This is a genomic window from Brevundimonas sp. LPMIX5, from assembly GCF_003576505.1.
Classification (GTDB): domain Bacteria; phylum Pseudomonadota; class Alphaproteobacteria; order Caulobacterales; family Caulobacteraceae; genus Brevundimonas; species Brevundimonas naejangsanensis.
Genome location: NZ_QWTZ01000001.1, coordinates 119,755 through 145,751, shown reverse-complemented (window position 1 = coordinate 145,751; position 25,997 = coordinate 119,755). Strand labels below are relative to the sequence as shown.

At 67.5% G+C, this 25,997-nt stretch carries 27 protein-coding genes; 10 read left to right on the top strand and 17 right to left on the bottom strand.

All coding sequences use genetic code 11. The annotated features are described in order from the left end of the window. Positions 1 to 38 precede the first annotated feature (38 nt). The 4 genes from purF (at position 39) to D1604_RS00715 (ending at position 4,250) form a co-directional block, all read left to right on the top strand. Positions 39 to 1,544 carry an amidophosphoribosyltransferase gene (gene purF / locus D1604_RS00730; RefSeq protein ID WP_024353045.1) on the top strand — a complete coding sequence of 502 codons (1,506 nt, stop codon included), beginning with the start codon at positions 39 to 41 and terminating at the stop codon, positions 1,542 to 1,544. A 6-nt stretch (positions 1,545 to 1,550) separates the two neighbouring features. Then, positions 1,551 to 1,892: a VOC family protein gene (locus D1604_RS00725; protein ID WP_119411790.1), complete on the top strand. Its 342-nt coding sequence runs from the start codon at positions 1,551 to 1,553 to the stop codon at positions 1,890 to 1,892. Positions 1,893 to 2,155: 263 nt separating this feature from the next. Then, positions 2,156 to 2,917 carry an SDR family NAD(P)-dependent oxidoreductase gene (locus D1604_RS00720; RefSeq protein ID WP_024353047.1) on the top strand — a complete coding sequence of 254 codons (762 nt, stop codon included), beginning with the start codon at positions 2,156 to 2,158 and terminating at the stop codon, positions 2,915 to 2,917. 37 nt (positions 2,918 to 2,954) lie between these two features. Beyond that, a complete protein-coding gene (locus D1604_RS00715) occupies positions 2,955 to 4,250 on the top strand; it encodes an O-antigen ligase family protein (RefSeq protein WP_233551784.1) in 1,296 nt (431 codons plus the stop codon). A gap of 23 nt (positions 4,251 to 4,273) precedes the next feature. Here D1604_RS00715 and D1604_RS00710 read toward each other — a convergent pair whose 3' ends face one another. The 7 genes from D1604_RS00710 to D1604_RS00680 form a co-directional block, all read right to left on the bottom strand. Further along, positions 4,274 to 4,621 carry a hypothetical protein gene (locus D1604_RS00710; RefSeq protein WP_119411788.1) on the bottom strand — a complete coding sequence of 116 codons (348 nt, stop codon included), beginning with the start codon at positions 4,619 to 4,621 and terminating at the stop codon, positions 4,274 to 4,276. 62 nt (positions 4,622 to 4,683) lie between these two features. Further along, positions 4,684 to 6,309 carry a ribosome biogenesis GTPase Der gene (der, locus tag D1604_RS00705; RefSeq protein WP_024353050.1) on the bottom strand — a complete coding sequence of 542 codons (1,626 nt, stop codon included), beginning with the start codon at positions 6,307 to 6,309 and terminating at the stop codon, positions 4,684 to 4,686. A gap of 31 nt (positions 6,310 to 6,340) precedes the next feature. Beyond that, on the bottom strand, positions 6,341 to 7,762 hold the full coding sequence (locus D1604_RS00700) for a PQQ-like beta-propeller repeat protein (protein ID WP_119411787.1): 1,422 nt from the start codon (positions 7,760 to 7,762) through the stop codon (positions 6,341 to 6,343). A gap of 24 nt (positions 7,763 to 7,786) precedes the next feature. Then, positions 7,787 to 8,566: a tetratricopeptide repeat protein gene (locus D1604_RS00695; RefSeq protein ID WP_119411786.1), complete on the bottom strand. Its 780-nt coding sequence runs from the start codon at positions 8,564 to 8,566 to the stop codon at positions 7,787 to 7,789. A gap of 146 nt (positions 8,567 to 8,712) precedes the next feature. Next, positions 8,713 to 9,135, bottom strand: a complete 423-nt coding sequence (locus D1604_RS00690) for a hypothetical protein (protein ID WP_119411785.1) — start codon at positions 9,133 to 9,135, stop codon at positions 8,713 to 8,715. Continuing rightward, on the bottom strand, positions 9,125 to 9,682 hold the full coding sequence (locus D1604_RS00685) for an RNA polymerase sigma factor (protein WP_119411784.1): 558 nt from the start codon (positions 9,680 to 9,682) through the stop codon (positions 9,125 to 9,127). The genes D1604_RS00690 and D1604_RS00685 overlap by 11 nt, the downstream gene beginning before the upstream one ends. Positions 9,683 to 9,707: 25 nt before the next feature. Next, positions 9,708 to 10,088: a DUF6249 domain-containing protein gene (locus D1604_RS00680; protein WP_119411783.1), complete on the bottom strand. Its 381-nt coding sequence runs from the start codon at positions 10,086 to 10,088 to the stop codon at positions 9,708 to 9,710. A 186-nt stretch (positions 10,089 to 10,274) separates the two neighbouring features. Between D1604_RS00680 and D1604_RS00675 the strand changes: the two genes are divergently transcribed. After that, positions 10,275 to 10,511, top strand: coding sequence for a DUF2188 domain-containing protein (locus tag D1604_RS00675; RefSeq protein WP_119411782.1), 237 nt, complete (start codon positions 10,275 to 10,277; stop codon positions 10,509 to 10,511). A 3-nt stretch (positions 10,512 to 10,514) separates the two neighbouring features. Here D1604_RS00675 and D1604_RS00670 read toward each other — a convergent pair whose 3' ends face one another. The 4 genes from D1604_RS00670 to D1604_RS00655 form a co-directional block, all read right to left on the bottom strand. Beyond that, the gene (locus D1604_RS00670) at positions 10,515 to 10,868 is read right to left on the bottom strand and encodes an ArsC family reductase (protein ID WP_119411781.1); all 354 of its coding nucleotides are present in this window, start codon (positions 10,866 to 10,868) and stop codon (positions 10,515 to 10,517) included. Between the two features lie 126 nt (positions 10,869 to 10,994). After that, positions 10,995 to 11,186 carry a hypothetical protein gene (locus tag D1604_RS00665; protein WP_119411780.1) on the bottom strand — a complete coding sequence of 64 codons (192 nt, stop codon included), beginning with the start codon at positions 11,184 to 11,186 and terminating at the stop codon, positions 10,995 to 10,997. A gap of 77 nt (positions 11,187 to 11,263) precedes the next feature. After that, positions 11,264 to 11,605, bottom strand: coding sequence for an ArsC/Spx/MgsR family protein (locus D1604_RS00660; RefSeq protein ID WP_119411779.1), 342 nt, complete (start codon positions 11,603 to 11,605; stop codon positions 11,264 to 11,266). A 27-nt stretch (positions 11,606 to 11,632) separates the two neighbouring features. Continuing rightward, positions 11,633 to 12,091: a hypothetical protein gene (locus D1604_RS00655; RefSeq protein WP_119411778.1), complete on the bottom strand. Its 459-nt coding sequence runs from the start codon at positions 12,089 to 12,091 to the stop codon at positions 11,633 to 11,635. A gap of 117 nt (positions 12,092 to 12,208) precedes the next feature. On the opposite strand from D1604_RS00655, the gene D1604_RS00650 reads away from it, so the two are divergent. The 4 genes from D1604_RS00650 (at position 12,209) to astB (ending at position 17,575) form a co-directional block, all read left to right on the top strand. Further along, positions 12,209 to 13,465, top strand: a complete 1,257-nt coding sequence (locus tag D1604_RS00650) for a hydrolase (protein WP_119411777.1) — start codon at positions 12,209 to 12,211, stop codon at positions 13,463 to 13,465. Positions 13,466 to 13,469: 4 nt separating this feature from the next. After that, positions 13,470 to 14,477, top strand: coding sequence for an arginine N-succinyltransferase (locus tag D1604_RS00645; protein WP_119411776.1), 1,008 nt, complete (start codon positions 13,470 to 13,472; stop codon positions 14,475 to 14,477). Between the two features lie 184 nt (positions 14,478 to 14,661). Beyond that, positions 14,662 to 16,080, top strand: coding sequence for a succinylglutamate-semialdehyde dehydrogenase (gene astD / locus D1604_RS00640; RefSeq protein WP_119411775.1), 1,419 nt, complete (start codon positions 14,662 to 14,664; stop codon positions 16,078 to 16,080). A 163-nt stretch (positions 16,081 to 16,243) separates the two neighbouring features. Next, positions 16,244 to 17,575, top strand: a complete 1,332-nt coding sequence (gene astB, locus D1604_RS00635) for an N-succinylarginine dihydrolase (protein ID WP_119411774.1) — start codon at positions 16,244 to 16,246, stop codon at positions 17,573 to 17,575. 244 nt (positions 17,576 to 17,819) lie between these two features. Here astB and phhA read toward each other — a convergent pair whose 3' ends face one another. After that, positions 17,820 to 18,695: a phenylalanine 4-monooxygenase gene (gene phhA, locus D1604_RS00630; protein ID WP_119411773.1), complete on the bottom strand. Its 876-nt coding sequence runs from the start codon at positions 18,693 to 18,695 to the stop codon at positions 17,820 to 17,822. Positions 18,696 to 18,896: 201 nt separating this feature from the next. Here phhA and D1604_RS00625 point away from each other — a divergent pair, with 201 nt between their 5' ends. Further along, complete coding sequence (locus D1604_RS00625) at positions 18,897 to 20,006, top strand: Ppx/GppA phosphatase family protein (protein ID WP_119411772.1); 1,110 nt, start codon at positions 18,897 to 18,899, stop codon at positions 20,004 to 20,006. A 7-nt stretch (positions 20,007 to 20,013) separates the two neighbouring features. Here D1604_RS00625 and D1604_RS00620 read toward each other — a convergent pair whose 3' ends face one another. From D1604_RS00620 to gyrA, 5 genes are read right to left on the bottom strand one after another with little or no spacing between them, the layout of a single operon-like run. Continuing rightward, positions 20,014 to 20,898, bottom strand: coding sequence for a peptidylprolyl isomerase (locus D1604_RS00620; RefSeq protein WP_119411771.1), 885 nt, complete (start codon positions 20,896 to 20,898; stop codon positions 20,014 to 20,016). Between the two features lie 32 nt (positions 20,899 to 20,930). Continuing rightward, positions 20,931 to 21,764 (bottom strand): peptidylprolyl isomerase, encoded by an 834-nt coding sequence (locus D1604_RS00615; protein ID WP_199683609.1) that lies wholly within the window; start codon positions 21,762 to 21,764, stop codon positions 20,931 to 20,933. Positions 21,765 to 21,790: 26 nt separating this feature from the next. Next, on the bottom strand, positions 21,791 to 22,276 hold the full coding sequence (coaD, locus tag D1604_RS00610; protein ID WP_024353068.1) for a pantetheine-phosphate adenylyltransferase: 486 nt from the start codon (positions 22,274 to 22,276) through the stop codon (positions 21,791 to 21,793). A 54-nt stretch (positions 22,277 to 22,330) separates the two neighbouring features. Beyond that, positions 22,331 to 23,134 carry an aminotransferase class IV gene (locus D1604_RS00605; RefSeq protein WP_119411769.1) on the bottom strand — a complete coding sequence of 268 codons (804 nt, stop codon included), beginning with the start codon at positions 23,132 to 23,134 and terminating at the stop codon, positions 22,331 to 22,333. 6 nt (positions 23,135 to 23,140) lie between these two features. Further along, a complete protein-coding gene (gene gyrA / locus D1604_RS00600; protein WP_119411768.1) occupies positions 23,141 to 25,894 on the bottom strand; it encodes a DNA gyrase subunit A in 2,754 nt (917 codons plus the stop codon). Positions 25,895 to 25,997: the final 103 nt, after the last annotated feature.

Genomic DNA, 25,997 nt, shown 5'->3' with positions numbered 1-25,997 from the left:
CCATTGAGTTATCTTCCCCCGGTCATCGGAGCCTGACGATGCGCCACCATATCGCCGAACCCGTCGTTCACCGTGAGCATTGGCGTGAGCCGGGCGATGACCAGCTTCGCCTCGAATGCGGCGTCTGCGGCGTCTGGGGGGCGCCGAAAAACGAAGCCTCGTCCATCGTCGCCCTGGGCTTGCATGCCCTGCAGCATCGCGGGCAGGAAGCCTGCGGCATCGCCAGCGTCCACGACGAGCTCTTCTATACCGAGCGGCATCAGGGCCTGGTCGGCGAAGCCTTCGGCAATGCCGAACTCAGCAAGCGTCTGCCAGGCACGGCCGCCATCGGCCACACCCGTTACTCGACCGCAGGCGGCAGTTTCCTGCGCAACATCCAGCCGATGTTCGCCGACCTGGACCAGGGCGGCATCGCCATCGCCCACAACGGAAATCTGACGAATTTCAAATACCTGCATGCGCAACTTGTCTCTGAAGGTGCGATTTTCCAGTCCACGTCGGACTCCGAGGCCATCCTCCACCTGATCGCCCGCAGCCGGAAGGCCAAGATCGTCGATCGCTTCATCGACGCCCTCAGCCGGATTGAGGGCGGCTACGCCCTGATCGCTCAGACCCGGCTGAAGCTGATCGGCGCGCGCGACCCGCTGGGCATCCGGCCGCTGGTGCTGGGCAAGGTCGGCGAGGCCTGGGTGCTGGCGTCCGAGACCTGTGCGCTGGACCTGATCGGCGCCACCTTCGTGCGCGATGTCGAGCACGGCGAGGTCGTGGTCATCGACGACGAGGGCCTGACGTCGATCAAGCCCTTCGCCGCGCGCGCCGCCCGTCCCTGCCTGTTCGAATACGTCTACTTCGCCCGCCCCGACTCGGTCGTGAACGGCCGCGCCGTCTATGAGGTCCGCAAGGAGATGGGCCGTCGCCTGGCCCGCGAACATGTGGTCGAGGCCGATGTCGTGGTGCCGGTGCCCGACTCGGGCGTCCCCGCCGCTCTCGGCTATGCGCAGGAAAGCGGCCTGCCCTACGAGATGGGCATCATCCGCAGCCACTATCTGGGCCGCACCTTCATCCAGCCCAGCCAGGGCGCCCGTCAGAAGGGCGTGCGGATGAAGCACAGCCCCAACCGCGCCGCCCTGGAAGGCAAGCGCGTCGTGCTGATCGACGACTCCATCGTGCGCGGCACGACCTCGCTGAAACTGGTCCGCGCCGTGCGCGCGGCGGGCGCCAGGGAGGTGCACCTGCGCTCGGCCAGCCCGCAGATCCTCTACCCCGACTTCTACGGCATCGACATGCCCGAGCGCTCGCAGCTGATGGCCGCCACCCACAGCATGGAAGAGATGCGCGCGGTTCTCGAGGTCGATTCGCTTGGCTTCCTGTCCATCGACGGCCTGTACGACGCGCTCGGCGCCGGGCCGCGCGATCCGGCGAGCCCGCAGTTCACCGACCACTACTTCACCGGCGATTATCCGACCCGCCTGCTGGACCGCGAGATCGAGGAAGGCGGCCGCGATCCGCGCGGGAAGCAACTTTCTCTGCTGGTGACCGCTTAAGGCTGGATGATCCAGCTCGGCTACTTCACGCTCGACACCCCTGACGTCGACAAGGCCCGCGCCTTCTATGCGGGCCTGTTCGGCTGGCGCTTCGACGACGCCTCGTCCAGCCCGACCTACGCCCATGTGGCCCAGTCCGATCCTGCATTCGGCATCACCAAGGGCGAGCAGAAGGCCTTTCCCAACCTCTATTTCCGCGTCGACGACATAGAGGCGGCCTGCGCCCGGGTGGTCGAACTGGGCGGCCGATGCGCCGTGCCCGCCGAAAGCCCGTCAGGCCTGTCCGCCGTCGTCAGCGACGACCAGGGGGTCAGCTTCAGCCTGTGGCAGCCCGCACCGGGCTACTGAAGATCAGGCTTCCCTCTCCCGGCGGGAGAGGGCTTGAGCGCACGGCGGCGCAGCCGTCGTTCTGGCGCGAAAGGGTGAGGGGCTTGTCCTGTCCGTCGGCGCAAGCCGTCGCACTACGGCCTTCGGCCGACTTATGCTGCGAACCCTCACCCTTTTGCCTTGACCAATCGCCTTCGGCTCTTGGAGGCTCAAGCCCTCTCCCATTGGGAGAGGGAAGCTGTCGCGCCCTTCCACCCTGCGTCCGGCCGCGCTATCAGCGGGCCATGTCCGAGAATGCTTCCCTCCCCCTCGCCAATCGCGTCGCCCTGGTCGTCGGCGCCTCGCGCGGCATCGGCCGCGAGGCCGCCCTCGCCCTGGCCAAGGCCGGCGCCCACGTCATCGCCGCCGCCCGCACCCAGGGCGCGCTTGAGGAGCTGGACGACGAAATCTTCGCCGCCACCGGCCAGCACGCCAGCCTGGTTCCGTTCGACCTCGTGGACGGCGGCGCCATCGACCGTCTGGGCGGCGCCCTGTTCGAGCGGTTCGGCAAGCTGGACATCTGGGTTCAGGCCGCCGCCACAATGGGCCCATCGGGCCTGACCCCGGTCGCCCACGCTGAGCCGCGCGAGTTCGCCAAGGTCGAGAAGATCAACTTCACCGGCGTCTATCGCCTGATCCGCTCGCTGGAGCCTCTGTTGCGCGCCTCCGACGCCGGTCGCGCCATCCATCTGACCACCAGCGTCGCCAGCCAGCCGCGCGCTTTCTGGGGCATGTACGCCGCGACCAAGGCGGGCGCCGAAGCCCTGGTCAAATGCTGGGCGGACGAGATCGAAAGCACGCCGGTGCGCGCCTGCATCGTCGATCCGGGCCGGATGCGGACCCAATTGCGCGCTCAGGCCTTTCCGGGCGAAGATCCCGAAGTCCTGCCTCATCCTTCAGAGATCGGCCCCCTGATGGTCGAACTGGCCCGCCCCGACTTCACCCCGCCCCTGACGGTCAGCTTCAAGGAATGGAAGCAGGGCCTGTCGGCGGCCGCCCTGGTCTGACACCCGGATGTCCGGGGGAGCGGGCGCAGAAGACCAGATGATCCTGGCCCCAGCGGAGAAGCGTCCCTCGCTTCCGCTCATCCGCGCCGCCCCTCTGGCCGATATCGTGGCGGTCATCGCCTCGATCGGCCTGATCCTGACCTATGTCGGCTTCTGGAGCGCGCCGCTGACCGGCTATGGCGCGCGATCGGCCGACTTCCTGCGCAACTTCTATTATCCGGCCTATCTGCTGGCGCTGGTGCTGGTCTGTATGCGCCCCGGCCGTGCGTTGAAGGGGATGCTGCGCTCGCCGCTGCTGATCGCTTTGCTGCTGCTGACGGCCGCGACCTATTTCTGGTCGATCATGCCGGACCTGACGGCGCGGCGCATTCCCGCTCTGGTCTTCACTACTCTGGCCGGCGTGGCGCTGGCGTCGCGCTGGAGCTGGAAAAGCCTGACCGAAATCGTAGCCGGGACGCTGGCGGTGCTGGCGGTGATTTCCTTCCTGTTGGGCCTGTTGCTGCCCGACATGGGCCGGATGCAGGAACTCTTCCCCGGCGCCTGGCGCGGACTGTGGCTGGAAAAGAATTCGCTCGGCAACGTCATGGTGAAGTCCGCCGTCTTCATGATCGCCGCGGGCATGATGGCGCCGGAACGACGCAAGCTCTGGTTCGGCCTCGCCCTCCTGCCCGTCATGCTCATCATCCTGTCGACATCGAAAACCGCCCTTGTGGTGCTGTTCCTGTCGATGGCCGCCATGGGCTTTGTAGCGATCGTGAAATCCGGTCCGCTGCGCGCCGTCATCGCTACCTGGCTGGCGGTCGTAGTGGTGATCGGCGCAGGCCTGCTGATCGCAATGGAGACGGATACCTTCTTCGCCCTGCTGGGCAAGGACGCCACCCTGACCGGCCGGACCGAAATCTGGTCCGGCATCATGCAGCAGATGTCCGAGCATCCGTGGCGCGGCTTCGGCTATGGCGCGGTGTGGGACGACCCCAGCTTCACCGGCCCCAAGGCGTGGATCGGCTATCAGGCCCACTTCATTCCCGCCGACGCCCACAGCGGCTGGCTGGAGCTCTACATCGCCCTGGGTCTGGGCGGCGTCATCCTGTTCGCCCTCTTCCTGCTGCAGATCTGGGCGCAGTCCTTCTGGGCCGCCTATACCAGCCCGGCAGGATGGCTGGTCCTGCCGATGATGACCTCCTACACCATCACCATGATGACCGAGAGCATCGCCATGAACTGGCATGAGTTGCGCTGGGTGGTCGTCGTCGCCATCGCGCTCAAGCTGGCCCTGGGCGACGAGCCCGAGGCCCCGAACCAAACCGCGCCAAGACGGCTATCGCGCAGGTAAGCTGTTACGGAATAAACGGGGCGTCAGCCCTGTATCAGACCCTCTGGCCCAGCCAGCTTACGTTCGCATATCGAATAGCGGTTGGCGGCCGCCGCATAGTCGGACAAGGCCGCCGTATAGTCGTTCAGCGTATCGACATAGGCGTTGAAGGCCTCGCCATAGGCCGCCAGTTCACGCTCGAAAGCCGCATAGACCGCCGGACGGCAGTTATGCCGCGCCCGCGCCTCATCGACACATGACGGCGTCGCAGGTCGCGTGGGCTTGACCGGGCGGATCACCGGCGGCGCTTCGGGCGCCCGGCACTCCGCTGTTACGGCCGCCGCTTCTCCGGCCTGGACGACGAGCGCCAGCATCAGAAACGCTGCAAGCATCAAACCCTCCTTCAACCCTGCAGACGCAGACCTGGCGAAGCCCGCATAAAAGAAGCGGCGCCTTAGCGCTTGGCGCCGCCCTTCTGACCCGTGCGGACGCGGCCCGAGCGCGACACCTGACGCGCCCCGCCGCGCGCGCCCTTGCCGACGAAGGCATTGGAGCCCGACTTCTTGGACGCGCTGGCCTTCAGCCCGCCCAGCGGCTTCACCTTGGGCTTGATCCCAGCCTTGGCCTTCTGCTCCAGCGCCTTGCCGGGCAGGTTGGACAGCTTCTCGGCCTTCTCGGCCTTGATCACCCGACGCGGCGCCGTCTTGGCGTCGCCCTTGAACCGTTCCGGCCCCGACTTGGCGCCGCCCGCGGCATAGGGGTTGGCCGAGCCCGACTTGACGTTCAGGCGGATGGGCGTGCCCTGCAGGTCGAAGCTCTCGCGGATCGAGTTGACCAGATAGCGCTTGTAGTGATCCGGCATCGCCTCGGCCCGGCTGGCCATCAGCACGAACGTCGGAGGACGCGCCTTGGTCTGGGCGATGTATTTGGGCTTGATGCGCTTGCCGTCCACGGCGGGCGGCGGGTGTCTCTGCGTCGCCAGGGACAGCCAGTCGTTGAGGTCCTTGGTCTTCACCTTGACCGACCAGGTGTCATAGGCCTCCAGCACGGCGGGCATCAGACGCTCGACGCCCCGACCGTTGAACGAGGACAGGGCGACAAAGGGCGAACCGCGCAGTTGCGGCAGCTTGTCGTCGGCCAGACGCTTCAGCTCGGCCAGACGCGCCTGAGGCTCTTCCTCCAGATCCCATTTGGCGGCGACATAGACCAGCGCCCGCCCTTCCCGCTCGACCAAATCGGCCAGTTGCAGGTCCTGGGTGTCGAAGGCGTCGTCCTTGTCCATCACCATGATCACCACCTCGGCGAAGGTGATGGCGCGTATGGTGTCGGCGACCGACAGCTTTTCCAGCTTCTCCTGGACGCGGGCCTTGCGGCGCATCCCGGCAGTGTCGATCAGGCGGATATTCTTGCCTTCCCAGACCCAGTCCACCGAGATGGAGTCGCGCGTGATCCCGGCTTCCGGGCCGGTCAGCAGGCGGTCATCGCCGATCAGGCGGTTGATCAGAGTCGACTTGCCCGCGTTCGGTCGGCCGATCACGGCGATGCGGATCGGCTTTTCAGGCTCGTCGACTTCCTCGATGAAGATGTCTTCGGACGCCGCCACGACCGCCTGATACAGGTCAGCCATGCCCTCGCCGTGCTCGGCCGAGATCGGCACAGGCTCGCCGAAGCCCAGGCCGTGCGCCTCGCCCACGCCGCCGCCGCTCTCGCGGCTTTCGGACTTGTTGGCCAGCAGGACGATGGGCTTGTGCACCTTGCGCAGGCGATCGGCGAAGATGCGGTCCAGCGAGGTCACGCCTTCGCGCGCGTCCATCATGAACAGGATCAGGTCCGCGTCCTCGATCGCCGCCTCGGTCTGCTCGCGCATCCGGGCTTCCAGGCTTTCGTCGGTGACGTCCTCATACCCCGCCGTGTCGATCAGGGTCAGGTCCATGTCGCCGATCACGCCGTCGGCGTAGCGGCGGTCGCGGGTCACGCCGGGGCGATCATCGACCAGCGCAAGGCGCTTGCCGACGAGACGATTGAACAGTGTCGACTTGCCCACATTGGGGCGGCCGACGATGGCGACCTTCAGAGCCATGTCGGCCTTCTAGCTTAAATCGGGGGAAAGGTCAGCGGATGCTGACCAGCTGACCCTTGTCGGTCAGGACATACAGGGCGCCGTTATAGGCGGCCGGGGCGATATAGGCGGCCGAACCCAGCTTCAGGCTGGCGGTCTGCGCGCCGGTCTTCGGATCGAAGGCCACCGCCTCGCCGTCCGAGTTTACCAGCACCAGACGGTTGGACGCCAGGATCGGACCCGACCAGACCGGACGCACGGTGCGCTTGCCGAAGCCCAGGAAGCCGCCTTCCTTGCGCACCCGGCCCTCGTTCAGGTCGCGGGTCCAGTAGACCTGCCCCGTCTCGCGGTTGACCACGGTCAGTTCGCCCGACTTGGACACCACATAGAGCACGTCGCCGACCGGCAGGGGCTGGTTCACGCCCGCCACCGGCAGGGACCACTTCGGCTGGCCGCTGCGCAGATCCATCGACTGCAGCACGCCCGACTGGCTGACGGCGTAGACCTGGCCGCGGCTGACCACCGGGCGACCGGCGATGTCGCGCAGTTCCGACAGGGCGCTGGTGCGGCTGGTGCGCGACAGCACCTGCTCCCACACTGGCTGGCCGTTCGAGGCCTGCAGGGCCACGATCTGGCCCGAGGAGAAGGGCGCCACCACCGTACCGCCGCTGACCGCCGGGCTGGAGGCGCGCATGATGCGGGCCGGCTCGGTGATGCCGCGATAGGACCAGTCCTGCTGCCCGTTGGCCACGTTGAAGGCCATCAACTGGTTGTCGACGTCGACGACATAGACCCGCTGGCCCGACACCGTCGGCGCGCCGTGGATCGGCAGATCGACCGGGGTGCGCCACAGCTCGGCGCCCGTATTGGCGTCGAACGCCGTCATCACGCGATAGCCGGACGAGACGAAGACCTTGCCGTCGCTGACGGCGAGACCGCCGCCGAAGCCGCCGCCGCCCGCCCCGCCGCCAAGGCCGACGCCCAGGATGCGACGCCCGCGATCGACTTCCTCGACCTTGACGCTGGCCTTCCAGGCCACCTGACCGGTGCCGGCGTCGACGGCGGTCACGCCCGCCTCGCCGTCCAGCACGAAGATTTTGCCGCCGTCGGCGACGACCGGCGACATCACCTGATCGGTGCGCCCCGATCCGGCGCCGATGTCACGACGCCAGGCGACGGCGAAATCCGGCGCGGCGATGACGTGTTCAACGGCGTTTTCGGCGTTGCCGCCCGGCTGGCTCCAGCTGGTGACCGCCTGCGGGCCGGGCAGGAAGAAATCGCGGCCCGACAGAGCGGCCGAAGGCGTCAACTGCTGTTCGAACTCAAGAATGGAGATCCGCTGACCTTCGCTGGCGGTCGCCACCGGATCCTTGCCGCCGCCCAGACCGAACGGCAGGGCTTTGCGAACGGTGCCGCAGGAGGCGACGGTCATCGCCAGACCGCACAGCAGAGCGACTTTCAGGGTTTTGTTCATGCGAATCGTCCCGAAGGCGTCAAATCAAGGGCGAGCGGCCGGAGCCGCAGCGGCGGGAGCGGCGTCGGCCTCAGCGACCGGCGCGGCCGGAGCCCCAGCGGCAGCCGCGGCGGTCGTCGGCAGGGCCGCAGCGGCCTTGACGATGGCGGCCAGGCTGGCCGCCGTGCCGGTGTCGATCGCCTGAACGGCCGCCTGGGCGCGCTGACGCACCGGGTCGGGCACGTCCTGCCCCAGTTGCAGTTGGACGAAGGCCTGACGCGCCTCGGCGGTCTTACCGTGCTGCAGTTGCGCCATCGCCAGCGCTTCCTGGGCGAACGGCTGCAGCGGGCGCTTGTCGCCGGCCAGCGGCTCCAAACGCTTCTGCACGTCTTCCAGCGAACCGGTGTCCATCACCAGGAAGGCGGCCTTCAGCGCGGCCATGTCCGACAGGATCGGATCGCGCGTCGCCTTGGCGGCTTCGTCGAACAGGGCGACGGCTTCAGTCGTCTTCTTCTCGGCCAGCGCCAGACCGCCCTGTTGCATCAGGGCCAGGACCTTATAGCCGCCGCCGACCTTGGCGGCCTCGGCGAAGGCGGCGTCGGCTTCGGCCGACTTGCCGGACTGCAGGGCTTCGACGCCCTTTTCATAGGCGGCCGAGGCCTTGTCGGCCTGCGAGCTCACATAGGACTGCCAGCCCCACCAGGCCAGCGCCGCGACCAGGGCGACCGCCAGAACGCCGCCCAGAACGGGCAGCCAGGTGCGGGCCAGACGCCGATAGCGTTCGGAGCGAAGCTCCTCCTCGACCTGTTCGAAGACATCAACCACGAAGCGTCGCCCCAAAAAATGCAGCCAAGGCCGAACATTAAAAACGCCGCGACCCTAGAGGTTCGGCGTCATCGCCGCAACGCAGGCGTTGGGCGCGAAACGGCTTTTTCCAGCCCTAAGCCGGGACTGGGGCGGGAAAACGGCGCTCAGATCTGTTGCGACAGCTTCACCGCCCCCGCCGCCAGCAGGGCGACCAGCACCCCGGCCGTGGCCCAGAACATCTGCATCCCGCCCATTGAGCCCATCGCGCTGAGCGCCGCATCGCCCAGTCCTGACCGCTCCAGCAGCGACTGAATCGCCAGCCCGCCCTGAGCGCCAGCCGAATCGAGCGACCCCGCGCCCGCCTCGGCGGTGAAGCTGTTCGGACCCAGATGGAAGTTGACGTTCAGCAGTTCGCGCACGGCGATCACGCCCCCCGCCAGCCCGGCCACGGACAGGGCCATTGAGCGGAACCGCGACGCCTTGTTCAACCGCGCCGCCACATCGGCTTCAAAGAAGACCGAATCGGGGAACTGCGGCGCCTGGGCGAACAGGCGCTCGATCGCAGGATCGAATTCATCAGCCGACATGGGATGCGCTCCCGAGTGCAACCGGCCCCGGCTGGAGCCGGGCCCGAAGTTTATCCAGACCACGCTTGACATGAGATTTCACCGTTCCGAGCGGCAAATTCATGGCCGCGGCGATTTCCGGGTGCGACAGCCCCGCGCCATGGCACAGGGAGACGCACAGGCGTTCAGCCTCGCTGAGCCCCTTGAGCGCCTCGTCCAGATCGACGCGGCCGATGCTGTCGACAACAGGCGCGACATGTTCCGTTTCGCTTTCAGCCACATAGCGCGCCTCCTTCGAGATACGCTTTAGGTAAAGGCGCGCGGCGATGCGCTTGATCCAGGCGGCGAAGGTGCCCTCGCCCCTGAACTCGGCGCATTTCTCGAACGCCAGCAGAAAGGCGTCCTGGGCTACATCGTCGGCCAGCGCCGGCTGGGCGCCCATGCGGCGCAGAAGGCCCCGCACCGCCGAGCCATGCCGACGAACCAGCTCGCCGAACTCGCGGCGGCCGCCGCCGGCCGCCAGCCCGGCCAGCTCGACATCGTGCAGATCGCGTAAAGGTTTGGCCATGACGGCTTCCCTGCCCCGATCCGCCTTAACCCTTGTTCTTGTTAAAGAAGCTCAGGATGATGAACGCCAGACCGATCATGCCCGGGATCGCTGCGCCGCCCGCGATGGGATAGAAGGCGTCTATCTCGGCGAAGCTGACCGCATAACCCAACAGGGCGATGCCGATCGCCACCGACAACAGGATCACCCCCGCCCGCAGGTCGCGATGCGCCGTCTGAACCGGCTTTGCATTGTCCTTGCTGATGGCCTCGATGACTTCAGGCGGCAGCGCCTGCCCCTTTTCGATCGAGGCGCGAAGCGTGGCCTGCATCTCGCGCCGCTCACGGCTCTTGAGCCACGTCGGCACCAGAACGATGCCTGCGATCATCGCAAAGAACCCGAGGGGGATGAGAATTCCAGGATTCATAATGTCGACCTTTTGGATCCCTGTTAGGCCGAACCTGATATGGCGGCCTTCTGATCACAAGAGGCGGCGATGATGGCCTACGGATGCAGTCGCGCGCATGAACTCTTCGTAATGCGTCACCACAGCGTGACTCGACACGCTCCGGGCCGCGTTCAACGGTGTCGCCAGACCCTTCGGAGGCGCCGAATGAACATCACCTATCGCATCGTCCGACACGACGGCGGCTGGGCCTATCAACTGGGCGACAGCTATTCCGAGACCTTTCCCAGCCACGCGGCGGCGCTGGCGGCCGCCTCGGCGGCGGCGCGCGAACAACGCGTGCCGGACCGCACCTCCTGGATCGAGTATGAAGACGCCTCGGGCCAGTGGATCACCGAACGCGCGGATGGCCACGACCGCCCCGACACGGTCGTCGAGGACTGACCCTCAGCCCTTCAGGGCGTCGGCGTAGATATCCGGCTTGAAGCCCAGCAGCGTCCGCCCGTCGCCCAGATCCAGCACCGGCCGCTTGATCATCGACGGCTGGGCCACCATCAGGTCCACCGCCTTGGCCGCGTCGATATCGGCCTTGTCGGCGTCGGACAGCTTGCGGAAGGTCGTGCCCGCCCGGTTCAGCACCTTCTCCCAGCCATGCTCGGCCACCCACCGCTCCACCTCGGCGCGATTTGCGCCTGCGGCCTTATAGTCATGGAAGTCATAGGCCACGCCGTTCTGATCCAGCCAGACGCGCGCCTTCTTCATCGTGTCGCAGGCCTTGATGCCATACAGGGTGCGGGTCATGGACGAACTCCAAGCGTGACAGACACCCGGGGTCTGGCATCGAAGCGCGGAGGGGTCAATTTGGGGGCGCGTGGAAGGTCGGCTTTGCGAGCCATTGCAGGCAGCCAGAGCGTCCTGTCCCTGTGACTACTGAGGCTGGTCGGACGCTCCAAAACGCTTGACCAGGATCAGCGTCGACTTGCCCGCCAGCAGCAGCCCGACCAAGCCGAGGAGGACCGCCCACTCAGAGCCTGAAATCAAGGCGTAGGCGATCAATGCCAGTCCCAGCGCGATAGCGATGAAGAAGGCCAGAGATGGGGCTCGATCTATAATGCTCATGTATCGACGATACCGAGCGCCGGTTCGGGGAGCAACGTCCGCTCCCCTCCCATAACCGACATCAGCAATTCGCGCTCTCAAAGCACCCCCAACACCGCCTCCACCGGCCGCCCGATCGCCGCGCCCTTGGGCGTCTCCGCGATCGGACGTTCGACCAAAATCGGGCTTTCGATCATCGCGGCCAGGATCGTCGCCTCATCCGCCTCAGCGGCCAGAAGTTCGGCGGCTTTCGCCTCCTTCTTGCGCAGCAGGCCCTTCAGCCCGCCGCCCGTCCCGCGCGCCAGACGGTTCAGCGTTTCGGCGTCCCAGCCGGTCTTCAGATACTCGACCACCGTCGGTTCGATCCTGCGTTCACGCAGCAGTTCCAGCGCCTTGCGCGAGGTCGAGCATTTCGGGTTGTGATAGAGGGTGACGGTCATGGACGAACTCCTGTCTGTGCTTTGGACCTAGGCCGTGGGGCCGTCTTTCGCCAGCGCCGTCGCCCCGCGCAGGCCTCCGATGTGCAGCAACAGGCACAGGATCATGGCGGCGCCCGCCACGCCGAAGCTCCAGCCCGGCAGGCCCGCCGTGCCCAGCGGCGCGCCGACCATCAGGCTGACCGACAGGGCGCTGAGCTCATAGATGGCCCACACCATGCCGAACCCCGGCAGCAGCCGGTTCGGGCGGCGCCATTGCACCCGCCCCAACAGAAAGGCGATGACGGCGAAGAAGACGGCGAAACCCGCCGTCGTCCCGCGCATGGCTTCATGCTCGAGCGCCCCCATGAACCAGACCAGGGCCGCCTGCATCAGGCCGACCGCGCCCCAGATCCAGAAGGCGATGGCGCTGCCGCGCGCCAGCGCCGCCGCCGTCTCGGCCGAATCGACCGGGGCGAAGGGTTGAGGCGGTGCGATCCGACGGTTCATGCGCGACTCCCTGACTGAGGCGGCGAAACTATCCCGCCGGGCGCCGAAATCCCAAGGGCGTGAGAGAGATATCGCCCCGCCTTCACCTTTTTCCCGCGCACGTCTAGGCTCGCCGCCATGCGGATCGAACCTCAGGATCAGGCCGTGCTGGACCACGTCGCGGCCCGTGGCGACGCCATTGTTCAACGCGCCATCGACTGGTCCAACATCAACTCAGGCAGCCGCCACGCCGAAGGGCTGGCGCGGGTTCTCGACATTCTGGAGGCGACAGCGCGCGCCGCTTTCGGCACAGCCACGGTCGAGCGCGTGCCGACCCAGGGCTCGACCACCGTCGCCGACAGCGGCGCGGTGATCGCCGAAAGTTACGCCGACTGCCTGAAGATCACCGCTCGGCCCGAGGCGCCGCTTCAGGTCGTGCTGACCGGCCACTACGACACCGTCTTCCCCGCCGACAGCGCCTTCCAGAGCGTCATCACGCGCGACGACGGAGCCCTGAACGGGCCCGGAATCGCCGACATGAAGGGCGGGATCAGCGTCATGCTGGCCGCGCTGGAAGCCTTCGAGACCCATCCCGACAAGGCCCGCGTCGGCTGGACCGTGCTTCTTTCTCCGGACGAAGAGATCGGCTCCCCCGCCTCGGCCCCCCTGCTGGCGGAACTGGGCGCGCGCGGCCACGTCGGCCTGACCTATGAGCCCGCCCTGTCCGACGGCACGCTTGCGGGCGAGCGCAAGGGCAGCGGCAACTTCCACCTGATCGTCACCGGCAAGGCCGCCCATGCGGGCCGCGCCTTCCACGAGGGCGCCAACGCCGTCGCGGGCGCCGCCATCATCGCCGCCCGCCTGCACGGCCTGAACGGCCAGCGCGAGGGCGTCACCGTCAATGTCGCCAAGATCGCAGGCGGCGGTCCGCTGAACGTCGTGGCCGACAACGCCGTCATCCGCTTCAACGTCCGCGTGCCGGACGCCCAAAGCGCGACATGGATCGACGAGGCGGTGCGCGCCATCGCCGCCGAGCCCCCCTTCCCCGGCCTGTCTCTGGACCTGCACGGCGGCATGACCCGCGCGCCCAAGCCGATGGACGCCAGCCAGACCGCCCTGTTCCACGCCGTGCGCGACGCAGGCGATCTGCTGGGCCAGACCATCGCCTGGAAGCCGTCGGGCGGCGTCTGCGAGGGCAACAACCTGCACGCCTCGGGCCTGCCCAACGTCGACACCCTGGGCGTCGTCGGCGGCGACATCCATTCGGATCAGGAATTCGCCTGGCCCGCCAGCTTCGTCGAGCGCGCCCAGTTGTCCGCCCTGATCCTGTGCAAGATCGCCTCGGGCGAGATCGACGCCCTCAAACTGAAACAGCTCCGACTGGAGACGATGTAACCGCATGCTCGTTGTTCGCCCCGCCGGTCCCGCCGACCTCCATCACCTGCTCGAACTGGCCATCCTGTCCGGCCCCGGCTTCACCAGCCTGCCCGAGGACGCCGATGTCCTGAGCGAACGACTGGAACTCAGCAAGGCCAGCTTTGAAGGCAAGATCGCGCCCGAAGAGGCCTGGTACACCCTGATGCTGGAAGACGGCGACACGGGCGACATCGACGGCATCGGCTCGGTCAAGGCGACCGTGGGGCTGAAGCGGCCCTTCTTCAGCTTCCGCGTGGTCAACAACACCGTCCAGTCGCCGTCCCTGAACGTGAAGCTGAACCACCAGACCCTGGTGCTGGTCAACGAGTGCACCGGCTGGACCGAGGTCGGCTCCCTGTTCCTGAAAGCCGACCGGCGCAAGGGCGGCGCCGGGCGTCTGCTCAGCCAGTCGCGCTATATGCTGATCGGCGCCCAGCCGGACCTGTTCGCCGACAATGTGCTGGCCGAACTGCGCGGCGTCTTCACGCCCGACGGCTACTGCCCCTTCTGGGACCATGTGGCGCACAAATTCTTCCCCATGGATTTTGACGACGCCGATCGCATGACTGGCTCGACCGACAAGCAGTTCATTCTCGACCTGGCGCCGCGCCACCCCATCTACATCGACCTGCTGCCCGAACCGGCCCGCGCCGTGATCGGCAAGGTCCATCCTCAGGGCGTGCCCGCCATGGCCCTGCTGGAATCCGAAGGCTTCCGCCCCAACGGTCTGGTCGACATCTTCGACGCCGGGCCGACCGTCGCCTGCGGCCGCGACAACATCCGCACCGTGCGCGACGCCCGCGTCCTGACCGCGTGCATCGAGAAGGAGGTCGAGGTCGACCTGCCCTCCCTCGTCTCGACCGACAGCGTCGCCGCCTTCCGCGCCGTCCGCGCCCGCGTCCTGGTCGACGGCGATCTGGCCCGCATGACTCCCGATGTCGCCGCCGCCCTGAAGATCAAGGACGGCGCTACGGTGCGGGTGAAGTCGTGACGATCCCCACCGCCTTCTCCCTTCTCCCCCCGGGGGAGAAGGTGGCTCGCGCAGCGAGACGGATGAGGGGGACGCCAGTCCCGCGCTCGACCCTCGCCGCCCTCGCGCCCGTTTCCGCCCTCCCCCTCATCCGAGCGGCTCCGCCGCCCACCTTCTCCCACAAGGGGAGAAGGGGAGAAAACGCATGACCCACTTCACCTCCACCAACCCCGCGACCGGCGAAACCGTCTGGGAGGGCGAAGCCGCCTCCGTCGAACAGGTCGGCGCCGCCGTCGAGGCCGCCCGCGCCGCCTTCCCCGACTGGGCCGACCGCCCGCGTCAAGACCGCATCGACGCGGTCAAACGCTATCAGGCCGTGCTCAAGGAACGCGCGCCCGAAATGGCCGAGGCCATCAGCCGCGAGACCGGCAAGGCCCTGTGGGAGACGAAAACCGAACTGGCCTCCATGCAGGGCAAGGTCGACATCTCGATCCGCGCCTATGACGAGCGCACCGGCGAGCGGTCGAACGACACCGCCTTCGGCCGCGCTGTCCTGCGTCACCGCCCGCACGGCGTCTCGGCGGTGCTCGGCCCGTTCAACTTCCCCGGCCACCTGCCCAACGGCCACATCGTCCCGGCCCTGCTGGCGGGCGACACCGTGGTGTTTAAGCCGTCCGAGGAAACGCCCCTGACCGGCCAGCTGATGGCCGAGTGCCTTGAGGCCGCCGACCTGCCCAAGGGCGTGTTCAACATGGTGCAAGGCGGGCGCGAGACCGGCGCGGCCCTGCTGGATCAGCCGATCGACGCGCTGATGTTCACCGGCTCGGGCGCGGCGGGCGCGCACTTCCGGCGCAAGTTCGCCGACGATCCCCACGTCATCCTGGCGCTGGAGCTGGGCGGCAACAACCCGCTGGTCGTCTGGGACGCGGCCGACGCCGAAGCGGTCGCGGGCATCGTGGTCCAGTCCGCCTTCGTCACCACCGGCCAGCGCTGCTCCTGCGCACGCCGCCTGATCGTGCCGGAAGGCGCGCAGGGCGACGCCATTGTCGAGGCCGTCGCCGCCCTGTCGGATCGCCTGAATTTCGCCCCGTGGGACAGCGACCCCGAGCCCTACGCCGGGCCGCTGATCTCGGAAAAGGCGGCGACCGCTGCGCTGGCCGCCCTGCAACAACGCATCGACGCGGGCGCGAGCGTGATCCGCGCCTCTGGCCCCGTCGACAACCTTCCGGGCGCCTTTGTGAAGCCTGCGATCATCGACGTCACCGGCGTCGCGGTCGAGGACGAAGAGATGTTTGCTCCCTTCCTGCAGGTGCTGCGCGTCCCAAGCTTCGACGTCGCCATCGCCGCCGCCAACACCACCAAATACGGCCTGTCCGCCGGTCTGGTCAGCGACGATGAGAAAAAATGGGATCGCTTCATCAACCGCATCCGCGCGGGCGTGGTGAACTTCAACCGTCCGACCACGGGCGCGGCGGGCGACATGCCCTTCGGCGGCCTCGGCGCCAGCGGCAACCACCGCCCCAGCGCCTACTACGCCGCCGACTACTGCGCCTATCCGGTCGCCAGCTTCGAGGCCGGCGCGGTCAAGAACATCGAAAGCGAGATCAAGGGCCTGCGGGGATGATCACACGCTCAACTTCTCCCTCCCCTTCATGGGGAGGGTGGCTGAGGCGAAGCCGAAGCCGGGTGGGGGCGGCGAGGCTGATCACGCGCCGCGCCCAGAACCACCTGGCCCTCCCCACCCGGTCGCTGCGCGACCACCCTCCCCATGAAGGGGAGGGAGAGGGTTGACCGCCATCGAAGCCAACGCCGACGGCCTGATCGGGCCGACGCACTCCTACGCCGGGCTGTCGCCGGGCAATCTCGCCTCCAGCCTGAACAAGGGCGAGGCGTCGAACCCGCGCGCGGCCGTCCTTCAGGGCCTCGACAAGATGAAGACCCTGGCCGACCTGGGCCTGCCCCAGTTCGTCCTGCCCCCGCATGAGCGGCCGAACATTCCCTTCCTGCGCGACCTCGGCTTCTCCGGGTCCGACGCCCAGGTGCTGGAGCGGGCGTGGAAGGACGCCCCCTCCTTCGCCGCCGCCGCCTGTTCGGCCTCGCCCATGTGGGCCGCCAACGCCGCCACGGTGACGCCCAGCGCCGACGCCGCCGACGGCCGCGTCCAATTCACGCCCGCCAACCTCGTCACCAACCTGCACCGCAGTCTGGAGCACGATCAGACCAAGCGTTCGCTGGACGCCCTCTTCCCCGACGCCAGCCGTTTCGCCGTTCATGACGCCCTGCCCTCGGTCGCCCATCTGGCGGACGAAGGCGCAGCCAACCACGTCCGCCTGTGCCGCGATCACGGCGAGGCGGGCGTCAATCTGATGGTCTGGGGCCGCGAGGCCTGGGAGCATTGGGACGGTCCCTACCCCGCCCGCCAGACGCGCGAGGCGTCCGAGGCGATCATGCGCCGCCACGCAGCGTCCGGCGCCATTCTGGCGCGTCAGGGCAAGGCCGCCATCGCCGGAGGAACCTTCCACAACGACGTGGTCTGCGTCGGGGCGCTGGACACCCTCTTCTTCCATGAGCAGGCGTTTGAGGACACAGACGCGACCAAGGCCGCCATCCGCGCCGCCGCCGTCGGCTTCGAGCCGCAGTTCGTCGAGGTGTCGGCCGTCGACCTGCCGCTGGCCGACGCCATCAGCTCCTATCTGTTCAACTCCATGCTGATCCGGGTTCCGGGCCAGGACCGCCTGACCCTGATCTGCCCGACCGAAACGCGCGACAACCCGCGCAGTCATGCGGTGGCGCAAAGCCTCGCCGCTTCCAACGGCCCGATCGGCCATGTCGAATACGTTGATGTGCGCCAGTCGATGCGTAACGGCGGCGGCCCCGCCTGCCTGCGTCTGCGCGTCGTCCTGACCGAGGCCGAACTGGCGGCGACCAATCCCGCCATGCGCCTGACCGACGCCCTGCACGCCCGCCTGTCCGACTGGAGCCGCCGCTGGTATCGCGACAGCCTGACGGCGCGCGACCTGGCCGACCCCGCCCTGCTGGACGAGACGCGCGGCGCGCTGGACGAGCTGACGCAGATCCTCGACCTGGGCGGCGGCTTCTACCCGTTCCAGCGCACTTAAGCCCTTAGCCCACAATCGGAGACGGAAGAGGCGACAGAGGCGCCTGCAGCCATCGCAACACGGCCTCCCAATCCCTGAAAAACATGGGCTTTGCGGGCGTCCCGGAGGCCTTAGCCCGCCCGCCCTTCACCGCGCGCCATCATCGCCTCCCCGCCCGCGCCGCGAAGGAGATTTCAGACGATTCAGACGAATTGGACTCTGTTTTTTCTCCCTCCCCTTCATGGGGAGGGAGAAGATGCGCCGTCTATGCCGCGAACCGCCCGCCCTTCCTGGCGTAGGCCTGAGTGCCCTGCGTGAAGACCTTGTCCGTCGGCAGCACAGCCTCGATCGGCAAGGCCTCGGCGCCCTTCAGCCGCTCATAGACCGGTCCGAAGTCCTGCAGCGTCACCGTTTTCAGCGCCTCGATGCTGTCGATGACGAAATAGACCTGCTGGAAGTCGTCGATGCGGTACAGGGTCTTCATCACGCGCTCCAGGTCGAAGCCCAGCCGGTTCGGCGAGGGGTCGTCAAGGCTGAAGACGCTCTCGGTCGCCGACGACACGATGCCCGCGCCATAGATGCGGAGTTCGCCCGCCTCCTGCATCAGACCGAACTCGACCGTGTACCAGTACAGGCGCGCCAGGTTCGGCAGCATCCCCAACGACGCCGCCCGCTGCCCGCCCTTGCCGTAGGCCTCCATATAGGCGGCGAAGTCAGGGTCGGTCAGCATCGGCACATGGCCGAACACGTCGTGGAAGATGTCCGGCTCCTGCAGGTAATCCAGTTGATCCGGCTTGCGGATGAACTGACCCGAGACGAAGCGGCGGTTGGCCAGGTGGTCGAAGAAGACCTCGTCCGGCACCAGTCCCGGCACGCAGACCACGGTCCAGCCGGTCAGGGCCTGAAGCTTGGGATTGATAACGTCGAAGTCGGGGATGCCGCCCGCGTTCAGGTCCAGCGCGTCCAGACCGCGCAGGAAGGCTTCGCTGGCGCGACCGGGCAGGATCTTCATCTGCCGCTCGTACAGGGTGTTCCAGGTCTGGTGCTCGACCTCGGTATAGGCCGACCAGTTCTGGGGGATGGTCCAGTCGGCGGCGGCGCCTTCCGGCGGCTGCTCGAAAACGTGCTCGAAGTCGGACATGGAACGCTCCTCACGGCTCTGATGGCCTTTCGGGGTAGATTAGCGCGGCGGTTCGCAGTCGTCACGCATGACTGTTGCAACGCTGGACCAAGCCGCCTCATTCGTCACCGCATGCGACGACGGACTGGCGCGACAGGGAGTCGCGGTCTAACCTGTCGGGGACGGGCGCCGCTTCGGACCGCCCACATGAAAGCTCGGCCCATGCCGGAGACCCCTGGCGCGCCTGAACGGCGCGACTCGCGGTCCCTGCCTCGGCGTTCCCGCAGCGGCGGGAGCATCGATCGAGACGCCCCTCTGTACGGCGCGCTCGACCTGGGGACCAATAATTGCCGCCTGCTGATCGCGCGTCCGGCGCGTGACGGATTTCGCGTGGTGGATTCCTTCAGCCGCATCGTGCGCCTGGGCGAAAGCCTGTCGCGCACGGGCCGTCTGGACGACCGGGCGATGGACCGGGCCTATGACGCCCTGGCCCTGTGCGCCGAGCGTCTGGTGCGCAAGGGCGTCGACCCCAAACGCCTGACCGCCGTCGCCACCCAGGCCTGCCGCATGGCCGAAAACGGCCCCGCCTTTGTCGAGCGCGTGCGGCGCGGCACCGGCCTTCGCCTGCGGATCATCGACCCTGCAGAGGAAGCCGCCCTGTCGGTCGCGGGCTGCCTGAACCTGTTCGATCCGCGCGCCGAGGCGGTGCTGGTGATCGACGTCGGCGGCGGCTCGACGGAACTGTCCTGGCTGATGAAGGGCGCGCGCGGGATTGAAACCGTGGCGTGGATGTCGGCGCCGCTGGGCGTCGTAAGCCTGGCCGAACGCCACCCTGAACCCAAAGACGGAACCAGCGAATGGTATGAGGCCATGGTCGCGGACTTCGGCGCCGCCATCACCTCTGGCGGACCGGGTCCTGAATTCCTGGCCCGTATCGAGGCGGGGCGCGGCCATATGGTCGGCACCTCGGGCGCCATCACCAGTCTGGCCGGGATTCATCTGGGGCTGAGGCGATACCAGCGCGATCTGGTCGACGGCCTGTGGATGACGCGCGGCGACTGCGAAAAAGCCGCCGACCGCCTGATCGCGCTCGGCCCCGCAGGACGGGCGGCGGAAAGCTGCATCGGGCCGGACCGCGCCGACCTGGTCCTGGCCGGGGCCGCTATTCTGGAGGCCGTCCAGCGCGCCTGGCCGTGCGAGCGTGTCCGCGTCGCCGATCGCGGCCTGCGCGAAGGGCTTCTGTTGCAGAAAATGCGCGAGGATCGGCAGCAGAAGCCGCGCCGTCGCAGGCGGCGCAAGCGCGGCGGCGGAAACAGCGGCACCGCTGAATAGGCGACGCCTAATCCACCTCGACCGGCAGCTCGATATCGCAGGCCGAGAAATCCGCCCCTCTGGCTGCTCTGGTCCTCTCGACCAGGGTGCGGAAACGGGCGCTGTCTGCGCTCAGCACACGCACGGACGGTCGTTCGCCCTCCGCCAGGTCGCCCGCCACGCGCACCCGCGTCATCCGGTCAGGGTCCGTGACGATGCCGTCCGGATTGGGGCTGAACTTCAGAGCGCGCACCACGTCCAGTCCCGACACGACCCGGCCCCAGATGGTGTAACGCTTCTCCAGCGCCGGATAGGGCTGGCGCATCAGGAAGAACTGGCTGTTGGCGCTGTCGGGCGCGTCGTCGCGGGCCATGCCCGCCACGCCCGGACAATACAGGCCCCAGGCGTGAACCTTGCGATCCACTGTCGTCGCCATCACGGCGTCGGGCTGAGTCTGGACCGGCAGCGACTGCATAAAGCCGATCAGCGCGCCCGCCGGCGCAGCCACGGGAGCAAAAGGCGTCTGGGCGTCGCGGCGGAAGGTGAACTCGGCCTTCAGGTCCGGATGCCAGCTCTGGCCCTCGCCGGTGCCGAGCGGATCGCCGGTCTGCGCCATGAAGCCGTCGATGACCCGATGCCAGGGTATGCCGTCATAGAAGCCCGCCTTGGTCAGCAGGCGAATGCGGGCGACATGGCCGGGCGCCGCCTCGGGCGTCATCTCGACCAGGATACGGCCCTTGTTGGTGTCGATGATCAGCAGATTGTCCGGCGCCACAGAGCGCCAGTCGCGGGCGGCGATGGCCGCCGCCCGGTCCTGCTCATCCGCAATCGCCGCAGCGTCCTGAGCAGCGGCCGAACTCGCCAGCATGGCGGCCAGCAACGCCGCCCCGATAGTGTGAACTCCCCGCTTCATGTCCCCGCCCCTCCCCGAGCGTGGCGCGCGGCTCAGCCGCCCTGCACAGGCGGCTGAACGTCGCAGATGGTGAAAGAGGCGCCTTTTTCAGCGCGCGCCGCCTCGACGGCGGCGTTGAACGGGGCCGAACCGGGCACGGCCACGCGCATCGTCGGCCGCTCGGCCTCCGGCATGGCCGAGGCCAGACGCACGCGACCCATCGCGTCGGCATCAGGTCCGACGGCGCCGTCGCCGGCGTCATTGCCCTTCTTGAGCGACTTCACCACGTCCAGCCCCTGAAGCACGCGTCCGAAGACCGTGTAGGAGCCGTTCAGATTATCGTTCTGGCCGGTCATCAGGAAGAACTGGCTGTTGGCGCTGTCGGGGGAACCGGCGCGCGCCATGCCCGCCACGCCAGGGCAGAACAACCCTTGCGCCGAGGTCTTGAAGTCGGCCGTCACGAACATCTGGGCGTCCGGCTGGGTCACGATGGGAATGGAGCCCATGACGCCGCGCAGGCCCGGCCCGCTGTTCTCAATCGGGGCGAAGCCGCTGTCGCGCCCGCGCCGGAAGGTGAACTCGCCCTTCAGATCCGGCAATTCGCTGCCGCCCTCGCCCGTGCCCTTGGGGTCGCCGGTCTGGGCCATGAAGTCGGGAATGACGCGGTGGAATTTCAGCCCGTCATAAAAGCCCTGACTGGTCAGGGTGCGGATGCGCTCGATGTGGTTCGGCGCCGCGCGCGGCTCCAGCTCCACCAGGATGCGCCCCTTGGCCGTGTCGATCACCCACAGGTTCTCGGGCGACACCGTGCGCCAGTCACTAGACTGGCTGGTCGCCTGCGCCATCGCAGCTCCGGCCAGCAGGGCAGTCGCCGTCGCCAGCGCCATCACAGACTTGATCTTCAAACCCGACCTCAATCCTTCTTGACCTTGGCCAACACGCTCGCGGCGACCGCGGGGCTGACGAAGCTGTCGATCCGGCCGTCCAGCCGGGCGATTTCCTTCACCAGTCGCGAGGCGATCGCCTGATGCCGCGGATCGGCCATCAGAAACACCGTCTCTATGTCGCTGTTGAGGCGCTGATTCATCGCCGTCATCTGGAACTCATACTCGAAATCGGCGACCGCGCGCAGGCCGCGCACGATAACGCTGGCGTTCAGTTCCTCGGCGAAGTGCATAAGCAGGCTGGAAAACGGCCGCACCTCGATGTCGGCGTTGAAGCGCGCGACCTCGGCCTTGATCATCTCGACCCGCTCTGCGGTCGAGAAGAGAGGGCCCTTGTCGTCGTTCTGGGCCACGCCGATGACCAGACGGTCCACCAGCTTGACCGCCCGCCCGATAATATCGAGATGACCGTTGGTAACCGGATCGAAGGTGCCCGGATAAAGTCCGATACGCATGGCCAGCGGCCTCCCCATCGTTTGGGTCCGTTTAGCAGGTGCGAAATGAACGGCCTAGATTTTCTGACGCGGCTGTGATCGCCAAAGGGCGCCTATTTGTTGCACTGCATCAGCCGCACCACTGAAAACATGGTCGTCGATGGCGGCGATCCCGGCCGCAGGCGTGGCGCTGTTGCACAGAAAAGCCCCATCAAAGCGGGATAGATCGCTCAGCCTCACCACCGCCTTGCGCTGCGGCGATCCGGCGCGCTCCAGCGCGTCGCGGATCAGGGCCTGCGCCACGCCGTCCAGCATGGGCGCGTCGGGCCAGACCACCGCATCGCCCTGAATAAAACCGATATTCCACAGCGAGCCTTCGCAAATCCGGCCTTCTGCGTCCGTGAACAGGGCGTCGTCATAGCCCGCCAGCCGCGCCGTGCGCCGCGCCCTGAGCAGGCCCATCGTGGCGACATGCTTCAGATGCGGCGCCTCGCGCCCATAGGTCTGGCTTTGCAGGCGCACGCCGTGCGGCAGAGGCGACGGCGGCGACGAGACGCTGATCATCACCTGCGGCGCGCCGATCCAGTCCGGCTGGCGCAGGGACAGTTCGCGGGAGAACAGGCTGATGCGTAGCCAGGCTCCAGTCCGCCCGGCCAGAGCCGACCGCATCAGATCGCGCAGGCGCTGCTCGGCGACGGCCTCGCCGAACAGTTCCAGCGCCGAACGGTTCAGACGGTCCAGATGCCGGTCCAGCCCGCGCACGCCGCCCTGCTCCACAACGAAGGAGGTCAGGGCGCCGTAGTTGATCAGGGCCTGATGGCCCAGATCCTCAAGCCCGGCAGGACGGCCGTCGATCCAGAGCTCAGGAGCGACGGCCATACAGGATCAGGCCTCGCCGCCCTCGACCGCCGGGGCGTCGCCCGCGTCGCCGTCTTCATCATCGCCGCCGGAATCGGCCAGACGTTCGACCGAGACGACCTTCTCGTCCTTGCCGGTGCGGAAGATGGTCACGCCCTGGCTGGAGCGGCCGACGATGCGGACCTGTCCGACCGGAGTGCGGATCATCTGGCCGCCGTCGGTGACCAGCATCAGATCGTCCGACTCCTCGACCGGGAAGGCGGCGGCCAGACGCGTGCCTGCACGACCGCCCAGGCCGTGGGCCGTCAGCCCCTGCCCGCCACGACCCGTGCGACGATACTCATAGGCCGAGGACCGCTTGCCGAAGCCGGTTTCCGTGACCGTCAGGATGAACTGCTCTGCCGCGCCCAGTTCGGCGATGCGCTCCACGGCCAAAGCCGCGTCTTGGGCGGCGTCACCCGCATCCTCTTCGTCCGCCTCGACCGTGACGCCTTCGTCCTCTGCATCGGCGCCGGACAGCGCCTTGCGCATGGCGTTGGCGTGTTTGACGTAGGCGGCGCGTTCCTCCGGCGTCGCATCGACGCGACCGAGGATCGCCATCGAGATGACCGTGTCGCCGTCCTGCAGGCGGATGCCCCGCACGCCGGTAGAATCGCGGCCCTTGAACACGCGCACATCGTCGGCCTTGAAGCGAATGGCCCGGCCCAGCGCGGTCGTCAGCAGCACGTCGTCCTCGGCCGTGCACAGGCCGACCCCGACCATGCCGTCGCCGTCTTCCAGCTTCATGGCGATCTTGCCCGCGCGGTTCACTGTGGCGAAGTCGCTCAGCTTGTTGCGGCGCACGTCGCCCGACCTAGTGGCGAACATGATGTCGTAGTCGCCCCAGGTCGCCTCATCCTCGGGCAGCGGCAGCACGTTCATGATGCTGTCGCCCGGCTCGATCGGCAGCAGGTTGACGAAGGCCTTGCCGCGTGACTGCGGATTGCCCAGCGGCAGGCGCCAGGTCTTCAGCTTATAGGCCTTGCCGTTGGTGGCGAAGAACAGGACCGGCGTGTGGGTCGAGGCGCTGAACACGCCGGTGATGGCGTCCTCGTCCTTCATCGACATGCCGCTGCGGCCCTTGCCGCCGCGATGCTGGGTCCGATAGGCGTTCAAGGCGACGCGCTTGACGTAGCCCGAGTGGGTGACGGTCACGACCATGTCCTCGCGCGGGATCAGGTCTTCGTCCTCCATCTCGGCGTCGCCTTCGCCGATGAGGGTGCGGCGGTCCACGCCGAACTGCTCCCTGACCAACAGCAGGTCTTCGCGGATGATGGCCAGGACGTTCTTGCGGTCCGACAGGATGGTCAGATGGCCCTGAATGGTGTCGGCCAGGCTGCGCGCCTCACCGAAGATGTCGTCGCGGCCCAGGCCGGTCAGACGCGATAGCGTCAGGGCCAGGATGGCGCGGGCCTGCTCGTCGGTCAGACTGATCTTGTCGCCTTCAACCAGCACGGTGCGCGGGTCGGCGATCAGCTCGACCAGGGCCATCATATCCCCGACCGGCCAGGCCTTGGCCTGCAGCCGCTCGCGCGCCTCGGCGGGGTCAGCCGAGCTGCGGATGATGTGAATGACCTCGTCGATGTTGGCGACAGCGACGGCCAGACCGACCAGGACGTGGCCCCGATCCCGAGCCTTGGCCAGCTCGAACTTGACGCGGCGGACCACCACTTCCTCGCGGAACTCGAGGAAGGCTTCCAGCAGGGCGCGCAGGCCCATCTGCTCGGGTCGCCCGTGGTTCAGCGCCAGCATGTTGACGCCGAACGAAGATTGCAGCGCCGTATAGCGATACAGCTGGTTCAGGATCACATCGCCCGAGGCGTCGCGCTTCAACTCGATGACGATGCGCATCCCGGCGCGGTCCGACTCGTCGCGGACGTCGGCGATGCCTTCCAGACGCTTCTCACGCACCATTTCGGCGATGCGCTCGATCAGGGTCTGCTTGTTCACCTGGAACGGCAGTTCGGTGATGATGATGGCGTCGCGATCCTTGCGGATTTCTTCGACCGAGGCCTTGCCGCGCACGATGACCGAGCCGCGCCCGTCGCGCAGGGCGTTGCGCGGGGCCGTGCGGCCCATGATCTCGCCGCCCGTGGGGAAGTCAGGACCCGGCACGATGTCCAGCAGGGCGTCGTCTGAGACGTTCGGATCGTCCAGCAGGGCGACCGAGGCGTCGATCACTTCGCGCAGGTTGTGCGGCGGGATGTTGGTCGCCATGCCGACGGCGATGCCGCCCGCGCCGTTGACCAGCAGGTTCGGAATCCGCGCCGGCAGGACGACAGGCTCCAACTCCTTCTCGTCATAGTTCGGCTGGAAATCGACCGTGTCCTTCTCGATGTCGGTCAGCAGGGCCACGGCGGCCGGGGCCATCTTGGCCTCGGTGTAACGCATGGAGGCCGGCATATCGCCGTCGACCGAGCCGAAGTTGCCCTGGCCGTCGACCAGCATCAGCCCCATCGAGAAGTCCTGGGCCATCCGGACCAGGGCCATGTAGACAGAGGCGTCGCCGTGCGGGTGGAAGCGGCCCAGCACGTCGCCGACGACGCGGGCGCACTTCGAGTACGACCGCTCGGGCGTCATGTTCAGGTCGTGCATCGAGTACAGGATGCGGCGATGCACAGGCTTCAGACCGTCGCGCGCGTCCGGCAGAGCGCGGCTGACGATCACGCTCATGGCGTAGTCGAGGTAGGAGCGCTTCAGCTCATCCTCGATGGTGATGGTCGAAATATCGCCCGGCGCCATGGGGGCGGCGTTTTGGTAACTGTCGTCGGTCAAGGAAATCAGGCTTTAAATGGCCGGAATCGGAACGTGATCCGCTGTTCCGGTTTCTATCATCCGGGGGCCG

Bases quoted from the DNA above. Each gene is read 5' to 3' on its own strand.
- purF (WP_024353045.1), top strand. From the start codon at position 39: ATGCGCCACCATATCGCCGAACCCGTCGTTCACCGTGAGCATTGGCGT.
- D1604_RS00725 (WP_119411790.1), top strand. From the start codon at position 1,551: ATGATCCAGCTCGGCTACTTCACGCTCGACACCCCTGACGTCGACAAG.
- D1604_RS00720 (WP_024353047.1), top strand. From the start codon at position 2,156: ATGTCCGAGAATGCTTCCCTCCCCCTCGCCAATCGCGTCGCCCTGGTC.
- D1604_RS00715 (WP_233551784.1), top strand. From the start codon at position 2,955: ATGATCCTGGCCCCAGCGGAGAAGCGTCCCTCGCTTCCGCTCATCCGC.
- D1604_RS00710 (WP_119411788.1), bottom strand. From the start codon at position 4,621: ATGCTTGCAGCGTTTCTGATGCTGGCGCTCGTCGTCCAGGCCGGAGAA.
- der (WP_024353050.1), bottom strand. From the start codon at position 6,309: ATGGCTCTGAAGGTCGCCATCGTCGGCCGCCCCAATGTGGGCAAGTCG.
- D1604_RS00700 (WP_119411787.1), bottom strand. From the start codon at position 7,762: ATGAACAAAACCCTGAAAGTCGCTCTGCTGTGCGGTCTGGCGATGACC.
- D1604_RS00690 (WP_119411785.1), bottom strand. From the start codon at position 9,135: ATGTCGGCTGATGAATTCGATCCTGCGATCGAGCGCCTGTTCGCCCAG.
- D1604_RS00685 (WP_119411784.1), bottom strand. From the start codon at position 9,682: ATGGCCAAACCTTTACGCGATCTGCACGATGTCGAGCTGGCCGGGCTG.
- D1604_RS00680 (WP_119411783.1), bottom strand. From the start codon at position 10,088: ATGAATCCTGGAATTCTCATCCCCCTCGGGTTCTTTGCGATGATCGCA.
- D1604_RS00675 (WP_119411782.1), top strand. From the start codon at position 10,275: ATGAACATCACCTATCGCATCGTCCGACACGACGGCGGCTGGGCCTAT.
- D1604_RS00670 (WP_119411781.1), bottom strand. From the start codon at position 10,868: ATGACCCGCACCCTGTATGGCATCAAGGCCTGCGACACGATGAAGAAG.
- D1604_RS00665 (WP_119411780.1), bottom strand. From the start codon at position 11,186: ATGAGCATTATAGATCGAGCCCCATCTCTGGCCTTCTTCATCGCTATC.
- D1604_RS00660 (WP_119411779.1), bottom strand. From the start codon at position 11,605: ATGACCGTCACCCTCTATCACAACCCGAAATGCTCGACCTCGCGCAAG.
- D1604_RS00655 (WP_119411778.1), bottom strand. From the start codon at position 12,091: ATGAACCGTCGGATCGCACCGCCTCAACCCTTCGCCCCGGTCGATTCG.
- D1604_RS00650 (WP_119411777.1), top strand. From the start codon at position 12,209: ATGCGGATCGAACCTCAGGATCAGGCCGTGCTGGACCACGTCGCGGCC.
- D1604_RS00645 (WP_119411776.1), top strand. From the start codon at position 13,470: ATGCTCGTTGTTCGCCCCGCCGGTCCCGCCGACCTCCATCACCTGCTC.
- astD (WP_119411775.1), top strand. From the start codon at position 14,662: ATGACCCACTTCACCTCCACCAACCCCGCGACCGGCGAAACCGTCTGG.
- phhA (WP_119411773.1), bottom strand. From the start codon at position 18,695: ATGTCCGACTTCGAGCACGTTTTCGAGCAGCCGCCGGAAGGCGCCGCC.
- D1604_RS00625 (WP_119411772.1), top strand. From the start codon at position 18,897: ATGCCGGAGACCCCTGGCGCGCCTGAACGGCGCGACTCGCGGTCCCTG.
- D1604_RS00620 (WP_119411771.1), bottom strand. From the start codon at position 20,898: ATGAAGCGGGGAGTTCACACTATCGGGGCGGCGTTGCTGGCCGCCATG.
- D1604_RS00615 (WP_199683609.1), bottom strand. From the start codon at position 21,764: ATGGCGCTGGCGACGGCGACTGCCCTGCTGGCCGGAGCTGCGATGGCG.
- coaD (WP_024353068.1), bottom strand. From the start codon at position 22,276: ATGCGTATCGGACTTTATCCGGGCACCTTCGATCCGGTTACCAACGGT.
- D1604_RS00605 (WP_119411769.1), bottom strand. From the start codon at position 23,134: ATGGCCGTCGCTCCTGAGCTCTGGATCGACGGCCGTCCTGCCGGGCTT.
- gyrA (WP_119411768.1), bottom strand. From the start codon at position 25,894: ATGGCGCCGGGCGATATTTCGACCATCACCATCGAGGATGAGCTGAAG.